The organism is Shewanella olleyana (genome assembly GCF_023283825.1).
Classification (GTDB): Bacteria; Pseudomonadota; Gammaproteobacteria; order Enterobacterales; family Shewanellaceae; genus Shewanella; species Shewanella olleyana.
Window position 1 is genome coordinate 63,360 of record NZ_JAKILD010000023.1, and the last position, 22,775, is coordinate 86,134.

General features: G+C 40.3%; 19 protein-coding genes. 7 read left to right on the forward strand and 12 right to left on the reverse strand.

Annotated elements, in window-relative coordinates; translation table 11 throughout:
• The 9 genes from L2735_RS15930 to murJ form a co-directional block, all read right to left on the reverse strand.
• The gene (locus L2735_RS15930) at positions 1–438 is read right to left on the reverse strand and encodes a pilus assembly PilX family protein (RefSeq protein WP_248985661.1); all 438 of its coding nucleotides are present in this window, start codon (positions 436–438) and stop codon (positions 1–3) included.
• Between the two features lie 28 nt (positions 439–466).
• Positions 467–1,447, reverse strand: a complete 981-nt coding sequence (locus L2735_RS15935; RefSeq protein WP_248985647.1) for a PilW family protein — start codon at positions 1,445–1,447, stop codon at positions 467–469.
• A 3-nt stretch (positions 1,448–1,450) separates the two neighbouring features.
• On the reverse strand, positions 1,451–2,002 hold the full coding sequence (pilV, locus tag L2735_RS15940; protein ID WP_248985648.1) for a type IV pilus modification protein PilV: 552 nt from the start codon (positions 2,000–2,002) through the stop codon (positions 1,451–1,453).
• 307 nt (positions 2,003–2,309) lie between these two features.
• On the reverse strand, positions 2,310–3,239 hold the full coding sequence (gene ispH, locus L2735_RS15945; RefSeq protein ID WP_248985662.1) for a 4-hydroxy-3-methylbut-2-enyl diphosphate reductase: 930 nt from the start codon (positions 3,237–3,239) through the stop codon (positions 2,310–2,312).
• Between the two features lie 31 nt (positions 3,240–3,270).
• Positions 3,271–3,705, reverse strand: a complete 435-nt coding sequence (gene fkpB, locus L2735_RS15950) for an FKBP-type peptidyl-prolyl cis-trans isomerase (RefSeq protein WP_283104674.1) — start codon at positions 3,703–3,705, stop codon at positions 3,271–3,273.
• Between the two features lie 11 nt (positions 3,706–3,716).
• The gene (gene lspA / locus L2735_RS15955; protein ID WP_248985649.1) at positions 3,717–4,214 is read right to left on the reverse strand and encodes a signal peptidase II; all 498 of its coding nucleotides are present in this window, start codon (positions 4,212–4,214) and stop codon (positions 3,717–3,719) included.
• 9 nt (positions 4,215–4,223) lie between these two features.
• Positions 4,224–7,046, reverse strand: coding sequence for an isoleucine--tRNA ligase (gene ileS / locus L2735_RS15960; RefSeq protein ID WP_248985650.1), 2,823 nt, complete (start codon positions 7,044–7,046; stop codon positions 4,224–4,226).
• A 32-nt stretch (positions 7,047–7,078) separates the two neighbouring features.
• Complete coding sequence (ribF, locus tag L2735_RS15965; protein ID WP_248985651.1) at positions 7,079–8,014, reverse strand: bifunctional riboflavin kinase/FAD synthetase; 936 nt, start codon at positions 8,012–8,014, stop codon at positions 7,079–7,081.
• Positions 8,015–8,078: 64 nt separating this feature from the next.
• On the reverse strand, positions 8,079–9,638 hold the full coding sequence (murJ, locus tag L2735_RS15970) for a murein biosynthesis integral membrane protein MurJ (protein ID WP_248985652.1): 1,560 nt from the start codon (positions 9,636–9,638) through the stop codon (positions 8,079–8,081).
• Positions 9,639–9,893: 255 nt separating this feature from the next.
• On the opposite strand from murJ, the gene rpsT reads away from it, so the two are divergent.
• Positions 9,894–10,160 carry a 30S ribosomal protein S20 gene (rpsT, locus tag L2735_RS15975; protein WP_102529664.1) on the forward strand — a complete coding sequence of 89 codons (267 nt, stop codon included), beginning with the start codon at positions 9,894–9,896 and terminating at the stop codon, positions 10,158–10,160.
• A 344-nt stretch (positions 10,161–10,504) separates the two neighbouring features.
• On the opposite strand, the gene L2735_RS15980 is transcribed toward rpsT, so the two are convergent.
• Positions 10,505–10,801 carry an ArsR/SmtB family transcription factor gene (locus L2735_RS15980; RefSeq protein ID WP_102529665.1) on the reverse strand — a complete coding sequence of 99 codons (297 nt, stop codon included), beginning with the start codon at positions 10,799–10,801 and terminating at the stop codon, positions 10,505–10,507.
• Positions 10,802–10,936: 135 nt separating this feature from the next.
• Between L2735_RS15980 and L2735_RS15985 the strand changes: the two genes are divergently transcribed.
• Positions 10,937–12,382: a M20/M25/M40 family metallo-hydrolase gene (locus L2735_RS15985; RefSeq protein ID WP_248985653.1), complete on the forward strand. Its 1,446-nt coding sequence runs from the start codon at positions 10,937–10,939 to the stop codon at positions 12,380–12,382.
• A gap of 130 nt (positions 12,383–12,512) precedes the next feature.
• On the opposite strand, the gene yaaA is transcribed toward L2735_RS15985, so the two are convergent.
• Positions 12,513–13,289 carry a peroxide stress protein YaaA gene (gene yaaA, locus L2735_RS15990; RefSeq protein ID WP_248985654.1) on the reverse strand — a complete coding sequence of 259 codons (777 nt, stop codon included), beginning with the start codon at positions 13,287–13,289 and terminating at the stop codon, positions 12,513–12,515.
• A 158-nt stretch (positions 13,290–13,447) separates the two neighbouring features.
• Positions 13,448–14,884 carry an alanine/glycine:cation symporter family protein gene (locus L2735_RS15995; protein ID WP_248985663.1) on the reverse strand — a complete coding sequence of 479 codons (1,437 nt, stop codon included), beginning with the start codon at positions 14,882–14,884 and terminating at the stop codon, positions 13,448–13,450.
• A gap of 552 nt (positions 14,885–15,436) precedes the next feature.
• Here L2735_RS15995 and L2735_RS16000 point away from each other — a divergent pair.
• From L2735_RS16000 to L2735_RS16020, 5 genes are all read left to right on the forward strand, one after another.
• Entirely contained in the window at positions 15,437–17,803 is a 2,367-nt protein-coding gene (locus L2735_RS16000; protein ID WP_248985655.1) for a phosphoketolase family protein, read from the forward strand.
• Between the two features lie 370 nt (positions 17,804–18,173).
• Positions 18,174–19,283, forward strand: coding sequence for an OmpA family protein (locus L2735_RS16005; RefSeq protein WP_248985656.1), 1,110 nt, complete (start codon positions 18,174–18,176; stop codon positions 19,281–19,283).
• Between the two features lie 318 nt (positions 19,284–19,601).
• Positions 19,602–20,555, forward strand: a complete 954-nt coding sequence (gene tal / locus L2735_RS16010; RefSeq protein WP_248985657.1) for a transaldolase — start codon at positions 19,602–19,604, stop codon at positions 20,553–20,555.
• 25 nt (positions 20,556–20,580) lie between these two features.
• The gene (gene pgi, locus L2735_RS16015; RefSeq protein ID WP_248985658.1) at positions 20,581–22,218 is read left to right on the forward strand and encodes a glucose-6-phosphate isomerase; all 1,638 of its coding nucleotides are present in this window, start codon (positions 20,581–20,583) and stop codon (positions 22,216–22,218) included.
• 198 nt (positions 22,219–22,416) lie between these two features.
• Entirely contained in the window at positions 22,417–22,602 is a 186-nt protein-coding gene (locus L2735_RS16020) for a DUF3545 family protein (RefSeq protein WP_055025622.1), read from the forward strand.
• Positions 22,603–22,775 lie beyond the last annotated feature (173 nt).

The following is a 22,775-nucleotide window of genomic DNA, read 5'->3' on the forward strand; positions in this document are numbered from 1 at the left end:
TTAACTCCCCGTAAGCACTTCTTGCTCAACGCCCGTTGTGACGGTGAGTTGACCGACACCACTACGGCCAAAAGTCGCAGAGCTCGATACTTCAAGCCTTCTACAACTAATTAAATTCGCCGCACTCGCTTTTTCTGTGCGTTGACAATTAACATCGATTCCTGGGTTATCCTCAGGCATTAATTTAATATTTTGATTTCCATCCATTTCTGTCGCAGTTCCATCTACTATTCTAGTACTAAAGCTGTGGGAAACATTGTCGTTGATGACGATATTTAGACCGCCTTGTGCTTGTGCAAGCGCAGAAACTCTATCACTACCTGCACCAGCCATTCTCAATGATTGACTGGAATTAACGGCTAAAGCAACGCCAATAATAGTCATAACGATTAGGACAACTAAAGAGAAAAATAACACCATCCCTTGTTGGTTTTTTATTGATTTAATCATTGTAGTAACCTAAGTATTAGTTTCTAATCAAGACGGGATTATCAAGTACAACTGTCGTCGACATCACCTTTCTTCGAAATTTATCATTAGTCGCTGCTATAGATTTATCGCCTAATTGATATGTTATTTCGTTCTCATAACTGTTATCTTCTTGAATTGAACGAACTAGTACATAAATTTTTACAGCCACTAGGCGCTGAAAACCTTGGTTATCCCACATGACTGTGCTCACATCTTCTGCAGACATGAATGAGTCAGGCGTTGAGTCTCCATCATCATCAAAACCATAAAGAAAACGGACATTCTCAATCCCTTCAACTAACTGATCTTCATTATTCATACCTTTTGAAATATTCAATGTTTTTCTACTTAATATCGGTATACCGTTATCATTTTTAATAAAATATATATGATGCTGATACTCCCAAACACGACTATTTAATTTGTTTGGCGCAGCACTACTTCCATTAAAAAATTCGATTTCATTTGATGTTACCGAAGCGTAATATCGATTTGAGTCTTGAACTGTTGTTTCAGGACCTATAAGTCTTTTTATTTGAATGACATCTGTACCACTTATTGGGTTTATTGCAGCGCCACAATTTAACGTTGAACCGCCACTTCCCTGCTCATATCCCCACAATCGTCTGAAATGAGCAGGAACATTTACAGGAAAGGTAGCATTGTTGAGTCCATCACCAACGCAATCACTGGTTACCGCTGTTGCAGAAATAGTAGTGTTAACATTAAACAGTAGATCTGTACCTGTAATGTCACCAAAAAAGCCAAGCTGACTAATGTCTCTTTCCATAATGGCTAATGCAATACGGCCATTTTCTTGTAATTGGGTAAACTGACTCGTGGTAGTGACATTACTTGATGACATGTTAAACATCGAAAACAAGCCAGCAGAAAGGAATAAGCTTATTAGCATTGCTACCATTAGCTCAACAAGCGACATGCCTATTTGGCGTTTTTGTTTAATTATCATTTTCATAACCTAAAAAATCGCTGTCTCAATTTCAAAAATTCTTTTTTTATTATTTTTCGTACCACAGCCTTTTACATAATCAGAATAGCCATCCTCATTATTTGATGATTTTCTGATACCGGTCCAACTCATAACAACCACAACCTTAGTTGGCTCAACATAAATACAACCAATACCGGAAGGAAGCCCTCCGACATTATCTCCATCATCCTTCTCAGCCTCACCCATAAAGGAAGACTGCCATTCATATACATCCCACAACTGTAATTCAGCAGGCGTACATATCGCTGCACCAGAACAGGCTTTAGATGGAGCTGAAAGTGAGGCCCCTGTATAGGTAATACCAGCTGCAGAACCGTATGAATCTAAAACACTAGGATTCAATCGCATTCGATTTATTATGTCATTAGCATAATAAGAAGCTTGGGTTTGTTGAAAAGACTCAAAGCTACCGCGCTTGGCTACAATATGAAGATTGAAAATCCCAATTAAACCAACGGTTAAAATAACCAAAGAAACCATCACTTCAATTAAGGAAAATCCATTCCTTTTTGCTGACATGAGTGTCAAACCTCCATAAACTGCCACATTATTGACATAGCAATTAAAAATATTTGTTTTAAATCTTAAACTTAGACACTAAATACTATACTCGAAAATAATAGCCGAGCAAGATGTAATCAAATAGTTAACCATTGTATACTAAATATTAGCCAAAGATTAACTTTAGTTGTACACAAAGTGTAGTCTAATAAATAATCAGTTAGTTATAGATATAAAAAAACCGCAATCCATTGAGATTACGGTTTTGATTAATGCTTTAGCTTTAAGCGTTTTAGTGTTTTAGTGTTTTAGTGTTTTAGTATTGCTACCTTAATTCAGCAGGCACAGCGAAAACTGTATCTTCTTTACGCCCTTCGACTTCAGTGATGACTGAAGGTTCAAACTTGGCGATAGCATTGACCACCTGTTGCACAAGCACTTCAGGTGCAGATGCTCCAGCGGTTACTGCAACTTTAGCGACACCACTAAACCAAGCTTCATCTACATCAGCTGCTGTATCAACTAGATATGCCTTTGTCCCTGTTTTTTCAGCTAACTCTCGCAGTCGATTCGAGTTAGAGCTATTTTTAGAACCAACAACAATAAACAAGTCTGCGTCCGATGACATAGTTCTTACTGCATCTTGGCGGTTTTGTGTCGCGTAGCAAATATCATCTTTACGCGGGCCCTCAATAGACGGGAACTTCGCCTTTAATGCTTCAATAATATCGAGTGTGTCGTCAACAGATAATGTTGTTTGAGTCACAAAGCATAAGTTATCAGGGTTGTTAACTTCTAGTTTAGCGACACTTTCTGGCGACTCGACAAGATAAACTCCACCTTCCGAATTATCATATTGGCCCATGGTCCCTTCTACTTCAGGGTGTCCTTCGTGACCAATAAGGATACATTCAATACCTTTACGACTTGCTCTAGTGACTTGAAGGTGAACCTTAGTCACTAAGGGGCAAGTGGCATCAAATACTTTTAACCCACGATCTTTAGCTTCTTTTCGAACCGCCTGAGAAACACCATGAGCACTAAAGATGACAATACTATCATCAGGAACTTGTTCAAGCTCATCAACAAATATTGCGCCGCGATCTTTAAGGTTTTCGACCACGTAACGATTATGAACAACTTCATGTCGAACATATATTGGTGGCTCAAATAACTCTAGAGCTCGCTCAACAATACTGATTGCACGGTCTACACCCGCACAAAAACCTCTAGGGTTGGCAAGTAAGATATTCAATTCAGGAGACGTTGGATCAACTTTAAGCATCTTAAAGTACCTCTACCACATCAAGTTCAAAAGTGACTTTTTGTCCTGCTAACGGGTGATTTAAATCAACGGTTATTGAATCACCGGCAATTTCTCTTACCATCCCAGGAATTTCACTACCGCCAGGTCCGCCAAAACTAACGATAACACCTGGTTCAAGTTCCATATCCGCAGGGAAACGACTTCTATCCATATGATGAATCGCATCAGGGTTTGATTCACCAAATGCATCAATGGGTTCAAGCGTAAAATTATGCTTATCGCCAAGTTGCAACGCGATTATTTCAGCTTCAAAAGCTGGGCTTAAACTACCATCACCGACATTAAATCTCGCTGGTTTACCTGACGACTTAGTGCTGTCTGCAGTTGAGCCATCTTCGAGAACGATGTTCATATGGCACAGAATTGAACGAGATGTTGCTTGTTGTTCTGACAAAGTAATTCTCCCTAACTTTCTTTTACAGGCTCTTCAGGCTTAAATGAATCCCAAATAATTAGCACCGCACCAATAAAAATACCTGCGTCCGCAATATTGAAGGCTGGGTAATGGCTCGTGTTCCAATAGAAATCAATAAAATCGACAACATAACCATGCATTAAGCGATCAACTAAGTTACCGATAGCGCCACCAATGATCAGGGTATAGGCTAAATTAGTACGCCAAAGTGATGCAGACTGCTTACGTAGCCACACAGTAAGTAAGGTGCTAAAACCAACCGCGATAATGGTAAATAACCAACGCTGCCAACCACCAGCTTCACTCAAAAAGCTGAATGCTGCCCCATAATTACGCACATAGGTAAAATTAAAAAACGGTAACAGCTGTATGGAATCATACAGCTCAAAATTTGCTAACACCCATTGCTTAGATAGCTGATCAGCAAAAAATACTAATACAGCTACCCAATACCAACGAATGCCACTTTCTTTCCAAGTAAGAGGCATTATCAGTCCTTAAGCAAAGTTACGATGTTCGCCATCGCCTTCAATGTTAGTTACACAGCGACCACAAAGTGTCGAATGCGACTCGATGGTGCCAACATCATCACTGTAGTGCCAGCAACGCTCACACTTCTGAGCACTACTTTTAGCGACCATTAACTTAAGCGAGTTAAGTTCAGTTTCAATCGCATCAGCAGGTGCGCTATCAAGTGCTTCAACATCAGTTTTAGACGTTAGTAATACAAAGCGTAACTCATCGGCAACTTTAGCTAACTGTGACGCTAAGTCAGCATCTGCAAATAAGGTCACTTCAGCTTCTAAAGAGCCACCGATACGCTTATCACGACGGGCTTGCTCAAGCACTTTATTTACTTCATTACGTACGGTCAGTAACTGCTGCCAGTAGTCATCACTTAAGTCGTCATCTAATGTGACTGACTCAAGGCCTTGATACCACTCTTCAGTGAATACAAACTCAGTACGTTCACCTGGTAATAACTTCCAGATTTCATCAGCGGTGAAGCTTAATACTGGAGCAATCCAACGAACCATAGCTTCAGCAATATGATAAAGCGCTGATTGACAACTACGACGAGCATGACCATCTTGCTTAGCAGTGTATTGACGGTCTTTAATGATATCTAAGTAGAAGCTACCTAACTCAACTGAACAGAATTGCATTAACTTCTGTGTCACTGAGTGGAAGTTATATTGCTCATAAGCTTCAATAATTTCACTTTGAAGCGCAGCTGCGCGGCGCACAACCCAGCGATCAAGTGACACCATATCTTCTGTGGCAATCATGTCAGTTTCTGGGTTAAAGCCATTTAAGTTGGCTAATAAGAAACGGGCAGTATTACGAATACGACGATATGAATCAGCGCTACGATTTAAGATTTCGTCAGAAACGGTCATCTCACCACTGTAATCGGTGGCAGCAACCCATAAACGTAAAATATCAGCACCTAGCTTATTAATTACTTGCAGCGGAGCGATAACATTACCAACAGACTTTGACATCTTGCGGCCTTTACCATCAACGGTAAAACCATGAGTTAGTACTTGCTTATATGGCGCTTTACCATTCATAGCAGTAGAAATCATGAGTGATGACATAAACCAACCACGATGCTGATCGCTACCTTCTAGGTATAGATCAATTTCATGACCGTTAAATTCTGGACGAGAAGCAACAACAGAAGAGAAAGTAGAACCTGAGTCATACCAAACATCTAACGTATCTGTCACTTTACGATATTGATCAGCTTCATCACCAATCAACTCACTGATTTCAAGATCCCACCAAGCTTGGATGCCATCTTGCTCGATACGATGTGCAACACGTTCCATGATAGAAACGCTATCAGGGTGTAATTCATCCGTTTCGCGGTTAACCAATAATGTGATCGGTACGCCCCAAGTACGTTGACGCGAAATACACCAATCTGGACGGTTTTCTACCATTTTTTCAATACGGCTTTGACCCCAATCAGGGATCCACTGTGTTTGCTCAATTTCGCCTAATGCTTGCTTACGCAAACCATGGTTATCCATCGAGATAAACCACTGCGGCGTCGCACGGAAAATGATAGGTGTTTTGTGGCGCCAGCAGTGCGGGTAACTATGACGATAAGCCACATGAAGTAGTAGCTGGCCTTTTTCTTCTAAAAGCTCAACCACACTCTTGTTTGCTTTAAATACGTGCTGACCTGCAAAAAATTCAGTATCGGCTTTGTATACGCCGTTATCGCCAACAGGGTTAGCGACTTCTAATCCGTACTTTTGACCAACAACGAAATCGTCTTGACCATGACCAGGTGCGGTATGGACAACACCAGTACCCGCTTCAGTTGTTACGTGGTCACCTAAAATAGCCGGCACATCAAATGCGGATAAAGGATGATTGAAACGTAACATTTCAAGTTCAGCACCTTTAGCAGTTCCGATAACGGTATGGCTTTCAGCTTCATAACGAGTCATGCAAGATTCAACTAACACTTCAGCTAGAATAAGTGTTTTAGTTTGGCCATTCTTAACAAACTCAACCAAGCTATAATCAAGCTCTGGGCTCAGGCATAACGCACGGTTAGCCGGAATTGTCCAAGGTGTCGTTGTCCAGATAACAGCTGAAATAGTTGATGTATAACCTTCAACACCAAATTTTGCAGCAACAGCAGCAGAGTCAACCGCATTAAAAGCAACATCGATAGCTGGTGACGTTTTATCTTCGTATTCAACTTCAGCTTCAGCAAGTGCTGAACCACAATCGGTACACCAATGAACAGGTTTAACACCTTTATGTAAGTGCCCACTTTCAATCACTTTAGATAAAGAACGGACAATGTTCGCTTCAGTGCTGTAATCCATCGTTAAATATGGGTTATGCCAGTCACCTAGAACACCTAAACGAATAAAGTCATCACGCTGACCGTCTACTTGCTTGGCCGCATATTTACGACATTCAGCACGAAACTCAGCAGCTGAAATCTTTTGACCTGGCTTGCCAACTTTTTTCTCTACCATTAATTCAATAGGTAAGCCGTGACAATCCCAGCCAGGAACGTATGGTGCATCAAAGCCTGCCATCGTTTTAGACTTAATAATGATGTCTTTTAAAATTTTATTAACTGAGTGACCAATATGGATATTGCCATTCGCATAAGGAGGGCCATCATGCAAAATGAATGGTTTGCGTCCAATACGACTATCACGAATCTTTTGATAAAGTTCGTTTTGAGTCCAACGGTTTAACATTTCTGGCTCACGATTAGCCAGATTACCGCGCATCGGAAAATCTGTTTCCGGCAAATTCAACGTAGATTTATAGTCGGTCATTGATCCTATACCATTAATTGGGCTGATTTATTTCAACCTGCATCATTGCCAAACAAAGCTTTTGCTTCATTTGCATCATTCAAAATTTGTTTTTTTAGTGCTTCCAGTGATTCGAACGGATGTTCGTCACGGATTTTCGCAACTAGTTCAACTTCGACGCGCTTACTATATAAGTCACCTTCGAAATCAAATAAGTGCACTTCAAGCTGACAGACTTGCCCATCAACTGTTGGTCTAAAGCCAACGTTGGCAACGCCTTCATATATATCACTATCATCCCAATACATTTTTACGGCAAAAACGCCGCGAACTGGTGATACCTTACGCTTTAAGGCAATATTTGCTGTCGGGAACCCTATGGTTCTTCCAAGCTTTTGCCCATGTGCGACACGACCAGTTAATACAAAAGGATGACCTAATAGTCTTCTTGCTTGCTCTAGATGACCTAAAGCAAGTTGCTCTCTTACAGCTGTGGAGCTTACTCTCGTAGAGCCTAAAATAAAGCTTTGAGTACTGACAACAGTAAAACCAAATTTTTTGCCTGCTTCTACAAGCATCTCGAAAGTGCCAGTTCTATTTTTACCGAAGCAAAAATCGTCCCCTACCACTAAATATTTAACACCGAGTTTTTTAACCAGTAAATCTTCAATAAACTGCTCTGCAGGTTGATTGGCAAAATGACTGTTAAAATTAACACAAAGTAGCCGATCAATATTCAGTTCATCAAGTAAACTGATTTTATCACGTAGCAAACTGATTCTTGCTGGCGCATCTTGTTGGCGGAATAGCTCTTGTGGTTGAGGTTCAAACGTCATTACCACAGCTGGTAGCTGAAAATGTTTTGCTTTATTCACTAAGTTATTAAGCACTTGCGCATGGCCACGATGCACACCATCAAAGTTACCAATGGTGAGCACGCACCCATGATGCGAAGGTAAAATATTGTGTATACCGCGAATTAGTTCCATTACGCCAATTAACTGCTACTGTAAATCGGCTGATTATATACTAGATAGATTTGATAATCAGCATTCATGATTGACGTTTCATCTTCCAGGGTCTAAGCCCCATCAACACTAAGCTTAATAAATAGACACCTGCGCCAGAAACAATCAATTTAAGCAGGGTTAGCACTTTTACCATCATCGACATATCTAACCATAATGATTGCGCAGGCAAAGTGGTGATAAGTAGCACGGCCATTAACGTAGTAGCAATAACTATCTTCAAGAAAAAGACTAAAGTCCCGCGGCTAAATTGATATACGCCAGCAATATGCAAACCTCTATACAACAGAACAGCATTGAGTAAAGCCGACATTGATGTGGCTATAGCTAGCCCAACATAACCAAAAGGAATAGCGAAAATAATATTGAATATCATATTACTTACCATCGCTATTATGCCGTATTTAACGGGTGTTTTAGTATCTTGGCGAGAAAAATACCCTGGAGCTAATACTTTTATCATCATAAAACTCAACAAACCGCAGCCATAAGCAACTAAACTATAAGATGCCATTTCCACATCAGTGACCGTAAAAGCGCCCCGCATAAATAGCACCATTAACATCGGCTGGGCTAAAATGATTAATCCGAGCATCGCTGGCACGCCCAGTAATAATATTGCGCGAACCCCCCAATCCATAGTGTCACTGAAACCAGTACCTTTATCATCTACATGCTTTTTAGATAACGCAGGTAATATGACCGTTGCGATTGCAATACCAAATAAACCCAATGGGAATTCAAGTAGCCTATCAGAGTAATACAACCAACTAATGGAACCTGTCATTAAAAATGAGGCGATAAAAGTATCAAACAACAAATTGATTTGAGACACCGACACCCCAAATAGTGCAGGGATCATTAAAGTTCTTATTTTGACCACACCAGGATGGTTCCAACCCCAAGATGGTTTTACTAACGCATTCTCACGAAGTAGAAATGGAAGTTGAAATAAAAACTGAACTAACCCACCAGTAAATACCCCCCAAGCTAACGCAAGCTCAGGTTGCTCCATGGTAGGGGCAAAATAAAGTGCAGCCACAATGATAGTGATATTTAAAAAAACAGGCGTAAAAGCAGAAACAGCAAACTTACCACGCGTATTAAGTACCGAGCCTGCTAACGCAGTAAACGTAATAAACCACAAGTATGGGAAAGTGATTTTGAGCATCAAAGATGCAAGTTCAAACTTATTCGCATCAGGTCCGTCATTTAACCAATCATAAAACCAACCTCCCGCAAATAAAGCAGCAAGAATGGGTGATGCTATAACACCTATTAAGGTAACAATACTAACAATTCCACCAAGCGTACCGGCAACCTTCCCTAAAAGCTCTCGGGTTTCTTCAGGGGTATTTTTCTGTTGATACTCAGTGAGTACTGGAACAAACGCTTGAGCGAATGCGCCTTCGGCGAAAAGTCTGCGCAAAAAGTTGGGGATTTTGTTGGCAAAAATAAACACATCGGCACTACTACCGGCGCCCATCAGGTTGGCTATAACCACATCTCTTATCAGGCCTAATACTCTTGATACCAATGTCATCACACTGACAATTGCACCTGATTTTAATAGCTTTTTACTCAAACACCCCTCCATAGCAGTTTGCTAATGAATAATTAAACGCGGATATATCTCAACTTTTCAATTCTAATGCTGTTTATGCGATACAAGAACTGGTAGAATGCGCCACATCTTACACGAGTTGGGTTGAAGATAACCGAGCAAGGTAGTTTTATTTGTCTTTTTGACGATATTTCTGCCATATTCATTGACAAAATGAATAAAAGCAGGCATATTCCTCGCCCTCAAAGTATTAATCCCAGTTTTAGGAGTTGCACCTTGGCTAATAGCAAGTCTGCAAAGAAGCGCGCGCTTCAATCTGAAAAACGTCGTCAGCATAATGCTAGTCGTCGTTCAATGTTACGTACATACGTTAAACGTGTTATCGCTGCTATCCAGAGCGGTGACCACAAAGCGGCTACCGAAGCATTCGCAGAAGCACAACCAATTGTTGACCGTATGGCGACTAAAGGCCTTATTCACAAGAATAAAGCTGCTCGTCAAAAGGCACGTCTAAACACAAGAATCAAAGCAATCGCTGCTTAATTTTGTGATTTAGTCTTTAAAAAACCGACTTAGGTCGGTTTTTTTATATCTAAAATTCACCACATCCCCTCATAAAGCCCCCTATAATATCAATCGGGATAAATAAGTGATCAGATATTGCGTAGGCCCCCCCTTAGTACAAGGCAGGAATTGCAGCTAGCTAGTTGCTCTACCTACAAAATTTCTAACGAAGTTATAAGCGATTTTAACCAGTAAGAATAATCATGTTCTTATGCTGATTGGTATAAGCTTATTCGCATAATTTGGACATAAAAAAACGCCTTAACTAAACTTCACCTTAAGTAAAGCTAGCTAAGACGCCTTTAGTTTGAGCAACCTCGCCACTAATGGCAGTATAAGTTGTCCAATACTTTAATTAACTCACGTACTTCTTCACTTTTCAGTGAATAGAAAACAGTTTGGGCTTCTTTACGTGTACAAACGAGATTATCTTTTCTTAGCCAAGCTAAATGCTGCGATAGTGCAGATTGGCTTAGACCTAGTTTTTTGTTCATCTCACCAACGCACATTTCACCTTCATTAAGCAAATGACACAAAATAAACAGACGACGTTCATTTGCTAGTGCTTTCAGCATTACTACAGCATGATCTGCACGCTGTTGCATTAATTCAATATTCATCACGCGCTTGGTTCTCCTCAATCATCTCCATGGCTAATATAGCCTTCCCTAAAAAATAGGGCAGCGACATGAAGCACACTTTTTGGTAGATTGTTTTTAAAAATGAGACTTAGCTAATAAAAATGAAGGAAACTCATGAAAAACTACAATAAGACTCTCTGTGCTGCGATGATTTTGACTGCTATATCAGGATGTCAAAACCACACAAATGATACACAGGTAACAAACACCACCAATATTGACGACACCAAAAACAACCAAATTAGTCAGCAACTAGCCACAAAAGCTTTAGCTTCTTCATTAGGTTATGAGATCGTTGAATCGTTAACAGTTGAAGTTGGCCCAAGACTAGCTGGTTCAGAAAAAGATATCATTGCTGTTAACTGGGCTATGGATAAGTTGAAATCATTAAATTTCGATAAAGTCTATAAAGAGTCTGTACAAGTACCGGCTTGGTCTCGTGGTCATGCGAAAGCGTCTATTATCGCTCCTTTTGAACAGCCTTTGGTTATCTCAGCACTAGGTGGCAGCGTTGCTACGCCAACTGATGGCCTACAAGCTCAAATTGTTCGCTTTGATACCCTAGCTGATTTGCAAGCAGCAGATCCTGCCATTGTAAAAGGCAAAATTGCTTTTATTGACCATAAAACAGAAAGACATATTAGCGGTAAAGGTTACGGGAAATCCGTAGGCGGTCGCTCAAAAGGCGCGGTAGCTGCTGCTGAAAAAGGCGCTGTCGCCGTGGTTATTCGCTCAATTGGTACCGACCACGACCGCATGGCACACACAGGAATGATGCGTTATAAAGATGGGGTAGCTAAAATCCCCGCAGCAGCACTTTCTGCACCTGATGCTGACATGATCAACTCCATGCTAAAGCGTGATGACAATATCACCTTATCACTTAATCTAAGCTCAAAAAACTTAGGTGTCGCTACCTCATATAACGTTATCGCTGAAGTAACAGGAAGCAGTAAACCAGAAGAAGTGGTATTAATTGGTGCTCATCTTGACTCATGGGATGAAGGAACGGGAGCAATTGATGATGGCGCTGGAGTCGCTATTGTTACTGCAGCAGCAAAACTGATTCAAGATTTACCAGAAAAGCCTGCAAGAACGATTAGAGTGGTTTTATATGCAGCTGAAGAAGTTGGCCTTGTTGGCGGTAAAGCCTACGTGAAGCAACATGCTGATGAGTTAACTAATCACTATATTGCTGCTGAGTCAGATTTCGGCGCAGGTGAGATTTATCAAATCGACTTTAACGTTAACCCTGCGGTATTCGAACAAGTTCAGCTCGAGCACAACGCAATGACAATTAATGGGGTAAAACTTGGCAACAACAAAGCCACAGGCGGCCCTGATGTGTCTATGATGCCTTCTCTAGGCGTGCCAGTCGCGTCACTGAGACAAGATGGAACTGATTACTTCGATTATCACCACACACCAAATGACACGCTTGATAAGATTGACCCTAAGTCACTCGCTCAAAATGTCGCCGCTTATGCGCAGTTTGCATATATCATGGCGCAATCTGAATTAGATTTACGCCCGCTGGCTAAAAAAGAAGATAAGAAGTAGTTAGCGATGATTTAAAAACGAAAAATTAAAAACGAAAAATTAAAAATTAAAAACAAAAAAAGCAGCTAATTAGCTGCTTTTTTTATGGTTAACTAGGCTTACTTAACAAACTTTAAAAGGCATAACTAACCTAAATTCTTTCTTCACGTAAAAAAACTGGGGCTGCCGGAGTCGATAATTCTTCGCTAAAGTAATAACCATCAGCATCAAACTTTTGAACCCCAGCTAAAGATTTAATGTCATTATCGATCAGATACCTTGCCATTAAACCACGTGCTTTTTTGGCATAAAAGCTAATTACTTTATATTGACCGTTCTTACAGTCTTTAAACACAGGTGTAATTAAACTAGCTTGTAATAACTTTGGCTTAACCGCTTTAAAGTATTCATTTGAAGCCAAATTAACAATGATGTCATCGGTTTGCTCTTTAACAGCGGCATTGATTTCATTTGTGATGACCTCACCCCAAAATGCATATAAATTTTTACCTTTAGGGTTTTCTAAACTAGTTCCCATCTCCAATCGATATGCTTGCATCAAATCTAACGGCTTCAGTAAACCATATAACCCAGAAAGGATTCGAAGGTGTTTTTGCGCTTTAACAATCTGCGTCTCGCCCATAGAGTCGGCATCAAGCCCTGTATAAACATCGCCTCTAAAAGCAAACATTGCCTGTTTCGCGTTTTCAAGGTTGAAGTTAGGCTGCCACTCACTAAATCTGGCTGCATTTAAACCTGCAATTTTATCACTTACTTTCATTAATGAAGCGATATCCACTGGCGTTAACTCGCGACAAACTTCAACCAATTGCTGGCTGTGATCTAATAAAGTTGGCTGAGTAAATGACGTGGTTTTAGCCGTGTTTTCGAAATCTAATGTTTTTGCTGGAGAAACTAATACTAACATCGTTAACTATCCTATTAAGCCATACAGTATTTAACTTTAATGCTCTCTATGATACTGGGCTGAATAAAAAAAACCATGCAATAAATGCATGGTTTTTTAGATTGTTCTAATAGAGTTTAGTATTCACACATTGCGTGGACGCTAAACTATAGAGTTTGCTACTTAGCAGATTCAACTGGTTTATTTTTCCAGATGCCATCTTCAAGTTGATCAGCAAGTTCTGGGAATTTGTCAGTATCAAAAACAGGCTCTTCACCAGCTTTAACTTGTTGACGGTAATCATTAATCACTCGTACAGCTAAACCTGATAATAATAGTAAAGCAATCATGTTTACTAAAGCCATTAAGCCCATTGATACATCAGCAAGGTTCCACACGATGTTAATTTTTGCAATCGCGCCGAACATCACCATACCCAATACAGCTAAACGGAATAACGGCAGTGCGCCTTTCTTGTTACCAGAAAGGAACATAACGTTGGTTTCTGCATAAGAGTAGTTAGCAATAATAGAAGTAAAGCAAAATAGTAAAATTGCAAAAGCAATGAATGCTCCGCCCCAGTCACCAACATGAGATGACAACGCATTAATTGTCATTTCAATACCATCGCCACTTCCAGCAGCATCACCTGATAATAAGATAATTGCAGCAGTAGCCGTACAAATGACGATAGTGTCAAAGAATACACCCATCATTTGCATATAACCTTGAGATGCTGGGTGGTTAGGGTTTGGAGAGGCACTCGCAGCGATGTTTGCTGCACTACCCATACCCGCTTCATTCGAGAATAAGCCGCGAGCAATACCCGCCTGCATAGCTTGAGCAATACTGTATGCAACAGCGCCACCAGCGGCTTCTTGCCAACCAAACGCGCTCTTAATCACAAGCATAAACACTGCTGGTAATTGCTCAATATTCATTAAGACAACAACTAATGCAATTGCAATGTAAGCTAGTGCCATAATAGGTACGATGACCTCAGACACTTTAGCAACCTTCTTAAGGCCACCAACAATAACAACACCGCTTAATATTGCGATAGCAATACCAACATAAACAGGGTCAAAACCAAATACAGCTGTCATCGCGCCAGTAATGGTGTTCGCTTGAACTGCGTTGAAAACAAGACCGAAACAGATAATCAGTAAGATTGAGAATAAAATCCCCATCCAGCGCTGACCTAAGCCTTTTTCCATATAATAAGCAGGACCACCGCGATACTGTCCGTCAGAATCTTTTACTTTATAAACTTGCGCTAAAGTCGATTCAATCATTGCCGTTGCCATACCGAGTACAGCGATTGCCCACATCCAGAAAACAGCGCCTGGACCTGCCATACCGATAGCAACAGCAACACCAGCCATGTTACCAGCACCTACACGAGCAGCCATACTCGTACAAAATACTTGGAAAGAGGATAGACCATGACGGCCAGGACGACGGCTAATCGCAAGGATCTTTAAGCCGTGTGTAAAATGAGCTATTTGGATGAACCCTAAACGGATAGTAAAAAATAAACCTGCGCCTACTAGCCCATAAACTAACAATTTACCCCAGAGTAAATCGTTCATGAAATTCACAATCGTTTCTAACATTGCCATTGCTTTAATTATTCCTTGGAATAACTTTATTTTGCAGAAAGTCAGCCTGTATTGAATTACCCCAATGGCTTATAGCTTCAGACAAAATAAAATTATCGTATTATTTTAATAAAAACACTCAAGCTCCAAATCAGCAGTCCTGAAAAGATTGTCGATCTAGATAGCGTTTTTGCGAGCGAAAATATTAGTTATTTATTATTTAGGATTTGATCGAGTTAACTTTACTTTTTTTAAGCACGAATGCCTAGCAAACTTTCTCAATTCATTATCTCTGATTTTTTCGGAGCAAAAAACTAGCATAGATGATCTGCAGCGTCAGGTGATCTTTATCACACTTATCTAATTAGCCGACTTTACCCTCATCTCAAATAACAAACTTAGGCTTTGTATCGCAAAAGAATTAACACTAATTCAACCTTCACCCATTTTTTTAATAAAAAATAATAATAAAAAGTTAGACAAAGACCACATTATTGCAACTATTTTAAGAATACAGTGTTCTCATTGAGGGTTAAATGAATTTTTACTTTGAACATTGAGGTCAATATGACACACGCAAATGAAATCAAGTCGCTAAAGAAATTTGTTAGAGCGACAAACTTTCTCGCCACTTCTCAAATCTACTTAAAACAAAACGTACTATTTAAAAGGAATTTACAACACGAAGACATTAAGCCTAGATTACTTGGACATTGGGGAACCTGCCCGGGAATTAACTTTGTATATGCCAACGTCAACCGCCTTATTGTTAAGCACCAAAGAGATTTCATTTACTTAGTAGGCCCAGGCCATGGTTTCCCTGCAGTACAAGCAAACCTATTTGTTGAAGGCTCATTAAGCCACTTCTATCCAGAAACCATCCCTTACAATGAAGCCGGTATCGAAGATATCTGTAAAAAGTTCTCAGCCGCATACGGTTACCCTTCTCACGCAAACCCTGAAGCACCTGGTCAAATTCTTGAAGGTGGTGAATTAGGTTACTCATTATCTGTTGCTTGGGGCGCGGTGCTCGATAACCCTAATTTAATCGCAGCTTGTTTAGTGGGTGACGGCGAATCAGAAACTGGGCCACTAGCAGCCTCTTGGTATGCTAACCGCCTGGTTGATCCTGCAACCAACGGGGCAGTATTACCTATCGTCCACATTAATGGCTATAAAATTTCAGGCCCAACCAGAATGGGACGTATGGATCATGAAGAACTTGATCTAGAATTCCGTGGATTAGGCTACCACCCGATTATTGTCGATGATGAACTCGAAGAAGACGTATTCATCCAAATGTCGAATGCGATGGACTTGTCTTACGAGATGATCAACGACATACAAACCCGTGCTCGCAACGGTGAAGATGTATGCAAACCACGCTGGCCGGTTATTTTAATGCGTACAGCTAAAGGTTGGACGGGTACCGCGGAACATGGCGGTAAAAAATTAGAAGGTAACTGCGAATCGCATCAGGTTATCGTTAATAAGTGTGCAACTGACCCAAGCCATTTAAGTGCATTAAACGACTGGTTAGACAGTTATAAATTTGATGAGTTGTGTGAAATCAATGCTGAAGGCCAAATTACCTTTGATAAAGATATCCAATCACTCATTCCTCCTAAGCATTTATGTTGCGGTCGTCAGCATTTGAGCTATGGCGGTGAAGTGGTTCGCTCACTTGCTCAACCAGATCTTAAAAAACTAAGCTATGGTCCAGAAGCACCTCGCGGTAGTCGAGGCGTTTCAATGTACAAAATGGGCGAATGGATGCGTGATGCATTTAAATTAAATCGCGACCAACGCAATTTGCGTATCTTCAGCCCAGATGAAACATACTCTAATCAGCTGCAAGCGGTCTTTGAAGAAACTGACCGTTCTTGGCAGTGGCCTATTAAAAGTTGGGATCAAGACATGGCGCGAGATGGTCGTGTGATTGAACTGCTTTCTGAAAACTTACTCTTTGGTATGATGCATGGTTATACAGTAACCGGTCGTCATGCGATGTTCCCAACCTATGAAGCCTTCTCACAAGTCGTGTCTTCAATGGCGGATCAATACTGTAAATATGTATACGCAAGCCAAGGGGTGCATTTCCGTAAACCTGTCCCTTCTTGTAATGTGGTGCTGTCATCTTTATTAGAGCGCCAAGATCATAATGGTTACTCTCATCAAAACCCATCTTTCTTAGGGGCTATGTTGGAGAAGCATCCTGATATCATTTCTGCTTATTTACCAGCAGACGGAAACACCACCCTAACCTACACCGAACGCGCTTATGAAGACCGCGACAAGTTAAATATCCTTGTTGCGGGTAAAAAAGATTTGCCTCAGTGGTTATCGCTTGATGAATCACGTAAGCAAACTGAAGATGGTGTCATGGTGTGGGATTTCGCTTCTGATGAAAATCCAGATGTCGTGCTTGCAGGTTGTGGTGATTATGTCACCCAAGAATGTATGGCTTCTTTGGTGCTTATCCGTGAGTTACTGCCAAGAGTCCGCATCCGCTTTGTCAGCGTGACTGAGTTAAATAGCAATGGTCTAGGTAGTCGAGACTTCCAAGCAAAACCTTGGATGATGGATGAAATCTTTACTGAAGATAAAGGCGTAGTATTTAACTACCATGGCTACCCTAATACGATTAAGAAATTGGTATTTGACTATAAAGGTAGTCGCCGATTCAGAATCAAAGGTTATGAAGAAGAAGATTCTACCACAACACCATTTGATATGGGCGTACGTAATGGTACTTCTCGCTACCATTTAGTTATCGACATGGCTTACAAGCTGTTCCAACAAGGCGTCATCGATGAAACTCAACATGTGGCTATCACCACAGATATGCTGCAGCGATTAGTTGAACATCGTAATTACATCAAGGCAAATGGCGTTGATCCTCAAGAAATTGAAAACTGGGTTTGGACTCGTTAATTAAATTAAAGCGTTGCAATTAGCTTCTGTCACAAAAAAGCGCCTCATGGCGCTTTTTTAATATGTTTATTTTTACTATTTAATAACCCATTGAACTAAATCTATCCCTATACTGCCCTAGACAGAATTATTGAAGCTATTTATCCACTGAACTAGCATCAAAAAACAACAACCAGAAACGATATCGCAATATAAAATCAAACAAATCCCAACATTATTCTTTCTTACTATGGAAAACCATTGAATTTACGACGATAATTACCTAGCTGGCAAAAACATAATAGGAACACCACATAAGCGTCAGCGACACTTGTAACAAACAATTCATTTACATGTGTTTTGGTGAAGTAAAATAACAATGGACTTATATATGATGAAGAACACATTAAAAGTAGTATTACTCACCTCAATGTTACCTTTTGCAGCTTCTGCTGAACAAGAGTTAACACCGTGGTACGTTGGTGGTGGCTTAGGTGTTAATAACTATGAACCTAACTGCGATCAGAAAACAATGAAAGTGTGCGGTGAAGATGACCCATATGCATGGGATGTTTTCGGTGGTTACTTATTTAATGATTATATTGGTGTTGAGCTTGGCTACCGTGATTTAGGTCGAGCTGAATGGACTGACTATAGCAATAAACGTAACGATGTCGGCGCAAGAGGCATGACGTTAGGTTTAGCGGCATTTATACCTATTAGTGAAAAGTGGAGTTTCTCAGCTGAAGCTGGTGCAATGAACTACCTTATTTCTAATAAGAAAAACTATAATACTGAATATTATAGCGACAGCGGTATCGCCCCTTACGTTGGCGTTGGCTTTGGCTATAACTTCACTCAAAACCTGAAACTACAAGCTAAATACCGTCGTTATGAAAACTTAGATGATGACAAGTACAATACACTTGATATGGAAAGTAACTACTGGGGACTTGAACTTAGCTACCGCTTTGGCGTAGATAAACCAGCGCCAGTTGTTGCACCTATTGTCGTTGCAGCCGCACCAATCGATTCAGATAATGATGGCGTAACAGATGATTTAGATAAATGTCCTGATACACCTTCGGCTCATAAAGTTGATGCACAAGGTTGTACTGTATATGAGGACGTACCTATTTCTTCACGTCTAGAAGGTCTATTATTCGATAATGATTCAGCTGAATTAAAACCTGAATCTAAAAAGCGTATGGATCAAGCAGCGAAATACTTAAAAGATAATCCACACACTTCAGTGGTAATTGAAGGCCATGCCTCTCATGTCGGTAACGCTGATTACAACATGGATTTATCGGAGCGTCGTGCTCAATCTGTTGTTGATTCACTTGTTAATGACTACGGCATTGATGCGACTCGTTTAAAAGCGGTTGGTTTTGGTGAGGACCGTCCTATTATCGAAGGCACTTCAGCAGAAGCAAACAAGCAAAACCGCCGTATTGAAGCGGTAGTAAGTGGTGCAGAAAAACGCCCTGTACTAAAATAATTTAACAGTAAACATTTATAATAAAAGTCGCTGCTTGCAGCGACTTTTTATTTTAAAAATTTCATTTGAAATTTAACAAACAGAATATAGGAACCCTTACAACCACAGGGTTGTTATCGGTAACAATTATTTTAACAAGCAGGCAAAATTGCTAGACTGCTAATAAACCAGATATTAAATAACAATTTTTACCTTTAAATCGCTCAGAATGGCGTTTTTTATGTAATTTTTTTACAAATTGTGTTGGAAAATACAGTAAAATCGCTTCTAATAACCGCATTGAACAAAATAACTTTGTTACTTGAGAGGGAAATTTCCATGGCGAACACGTTAGCTCAACTTAAAGCACTGACAACCATCGTTGCAGACACCGGCGACATCGAAGCAATTAAACGTTACCAACCAGAAGATGCAACCACTAACCCTTCTCTGATCCTAAAAGCCGCACAAATTCCAGAGTATGCACCGCTTATTGATGACGCAATTGCATGGGCAAAAAGTCAGTCAAATAATACGGCACAGCAAGTTGAAGATGCTGGCGATAAATTAGCGGTCAATATTGGCGTAGAGATTTTAAAAATTGTTCCTGGTCGTATTTCAACTGAAGTTGATGCACGTCTTTCGTTTGATAAAGCGGGCTCTATCGAAAAAGCCCATAAGCTTATTAAGCTATATAAAGAAGCTGGGATCGATAAGTCACGTATCTTGATTAAATTGGCTTCAACTTGGGAAGGCATTTGCGCAGCAAAACAACTTGAGCAAGAAGGTATTAACTGTAACCTGACCTTATTGTTTAGCTTTGCTCAAGCTCGAGCTTGTGCTGAAGCAGGCGTTTACCTTATTTCTCCATTTGTTGGCCGCATTTTAGATTGGTATAAAAAAGATACTGGCCAAGAGTACACAGCAGAAACTGATCCAGGTGTTGTATCTGTCACTGACATTTATGATTACTACAAGCGTCACGGATATAACACCGTCGTCATGGGCGCAAGCTTCCGTAATATTGGTGAAATCATCGAACTTGCTGGTTGTGACCGTCTTACTATCGGCCCTGCACTACTTGAAGAATTGGCTAACACTGACATTGCTATTACTCAGAAGCTTAAGACTGCGACTTCTGTTGAAGCCGCGCCAACACCGCTCACTGAAGCACAATTCCGCTGGGAATATAACCAAGACCCTATGGCAGTTGATAAACTTGCTGAAGGTATTCGTAATTTTGCCATTGACCAAGGAAAGCTAGAGGTCATGCTAAACGAGAAACTTGGTTAATTCGATATTCAATGGAGTGATTTGCATGACACATTTAACTCAGAGTAATACCTGGCAGCAGTTATCTCAAAATGCAGCAGCGTTACCACACATGCGAGAATTGTTTGCTCAAAACCCTGCAAGGTTTGAGCAACTGAGTGTAAAAGACTGCGGTTTATTATTAGATTATTCTAAAAATCGCGTTGATGATGAAACCCTAAGCTTGCTATTTAAGTTAGCAAAAGAAGCTGACTTAACAAACAAGATTGCCGCTATGTTTAACGGCGATATTATTAATAATACTGAAGGGCGTGCAGTGCTGCATACAGCCCTTCGTAGTAAGCCAGAACAAGTCATTATGGCTGAAGGCAATAATATCGTCCCAGAAGTACAACAAACCTTAGCCAAGATGACGCAGTTTGTTGAATCTGTCCAACAAGGCGAATGGAAAGGTTATACCGGCAAAACGATAACTGACATTGTTAGTATTGGTATTGGCGGTTCTTTCTTAGGACCTAAAATCGTTTCTCAAGCACTTCGTCCGTACTGGGTTAAAGGTCTTAATTGTCACTTTGTCGCCAATGTTGATGCCAGTTCAATTTGCGAGAAACTCAAAAATTTAGACGCTGAAACAACATTATTTGTTATGTCGTCTAAGTCTTTTGGTACTCAAGAAACATTAACGAATACCTTGAGTGCAAAAGATTGGTTCCTAGCAAACGGCGGTTCTCAATCCGATGTCGCTAAACATTTCGTTGCAGTCACATCAAACGTTACTAAAGCAACAGGCTTTGGTATCGATGCCAAAAACATTTTCCCTATGTGGGATTGGGTAGGCGGTCGCTATTCATTATGGTCTGCCATCGGTTTACCTATCGCACTACTTGTTGGTATGGATAACTTTAAGCAATTGCTTGATGGCGCGCATCAAATGGATAACCATTTTGCCAATACACCGCTTGAACAAAACATGCCGGTCATTACAGGGATGCTTTCAGTTCTGTATGGTAACTTCCATAATGCTCAATCTCATGTGGTATTAACTTACGATCATTACTTACGTGGCTTACCAGCTTACTTCCAACAACTAGATATGGAAAGTAACGGTAAATCGGTCATGTTAGATGGCAGCGAAGTCGATTTTAGTACTGGGCCGGTAATATGGGGTGGTGAAGGAACAAATGGTCAGCATGCATACCACCAGCTATTGCATCAAGGTACAGCACTCATTCCTGCTGACTTTATTATGCCAATACAGAGTCATAATCCATTAGGCGAGCATCATAATCAACTTGCATCTAATTGCTTTGGGCAAACTCAAGCACTAATGCAGGGCCGCACTTTTGATGAAGCGTTAGCTGAGCTTTCAGGTCAAGATTTACCTGATGCTGAAAAAACGCTTATCTCACAACATAAAGTGATGAGTGGTAATAAGCCAAGCAACACTATTCTAATGGACAAACTGACTCCAACGACATTAGGTTCACTTATAGCGCTTTATGAGCACAGAACCTTTGTTCAGGGCGCTATATGGCAGATAAACTCATTTGACCAATGGGGTGTAGAGTTAGGCAAGTTACTTGGAAACGATGTACTTGATCGGATTGGCGCTGAAAATTCGGCAACAGAGCTAGATTCTTCCAGTAATGCATTAATTAATTTATATCGACAAGGTCAGATATAAACACTAAAAAGCCAGCGCAAGCTGGCTTTTTTATATGCAGTACAAACTTCTCGATAGCACAAGTCTCTAAATAGTCCAGTTAAGCTTCATTAAATTGTCAGACCCTCTTAACAAATTTGAAACATAACTATTGCACTATAGCGAAGAAATATGATACTTATTTGCATAGAGACATCATAATAACAAGGGAGGTTTACCATGGATCGTTTAGACTATGGTGGTGCGCTAGACCAAGTTGTTGAAAGGCCAACTCGCTCAAAAAGCTCAAATAAAAAACGTAAGTGGCGGGAAATAGAAGCGTTAAAGGATAAACAGCGTCTACTTAAAGAACTTCAAGACATCGATACTAGTTTTGATTTTGATTTTGAAACAATGCCACTTTAGGTATTAATGACTAATTGAATAGTTATTCAAAAATCAAAATAAAAAAGAGCGCCATAGGCGCTCTCAGATTAATGACAAACCCCCACTTTTTTTAAAGTGGGGGTTTTATTTTATTGGTTTATACGCATTTCACGACGTTTATTTAAAAACACATCTTGAGCAATATTGTTGGT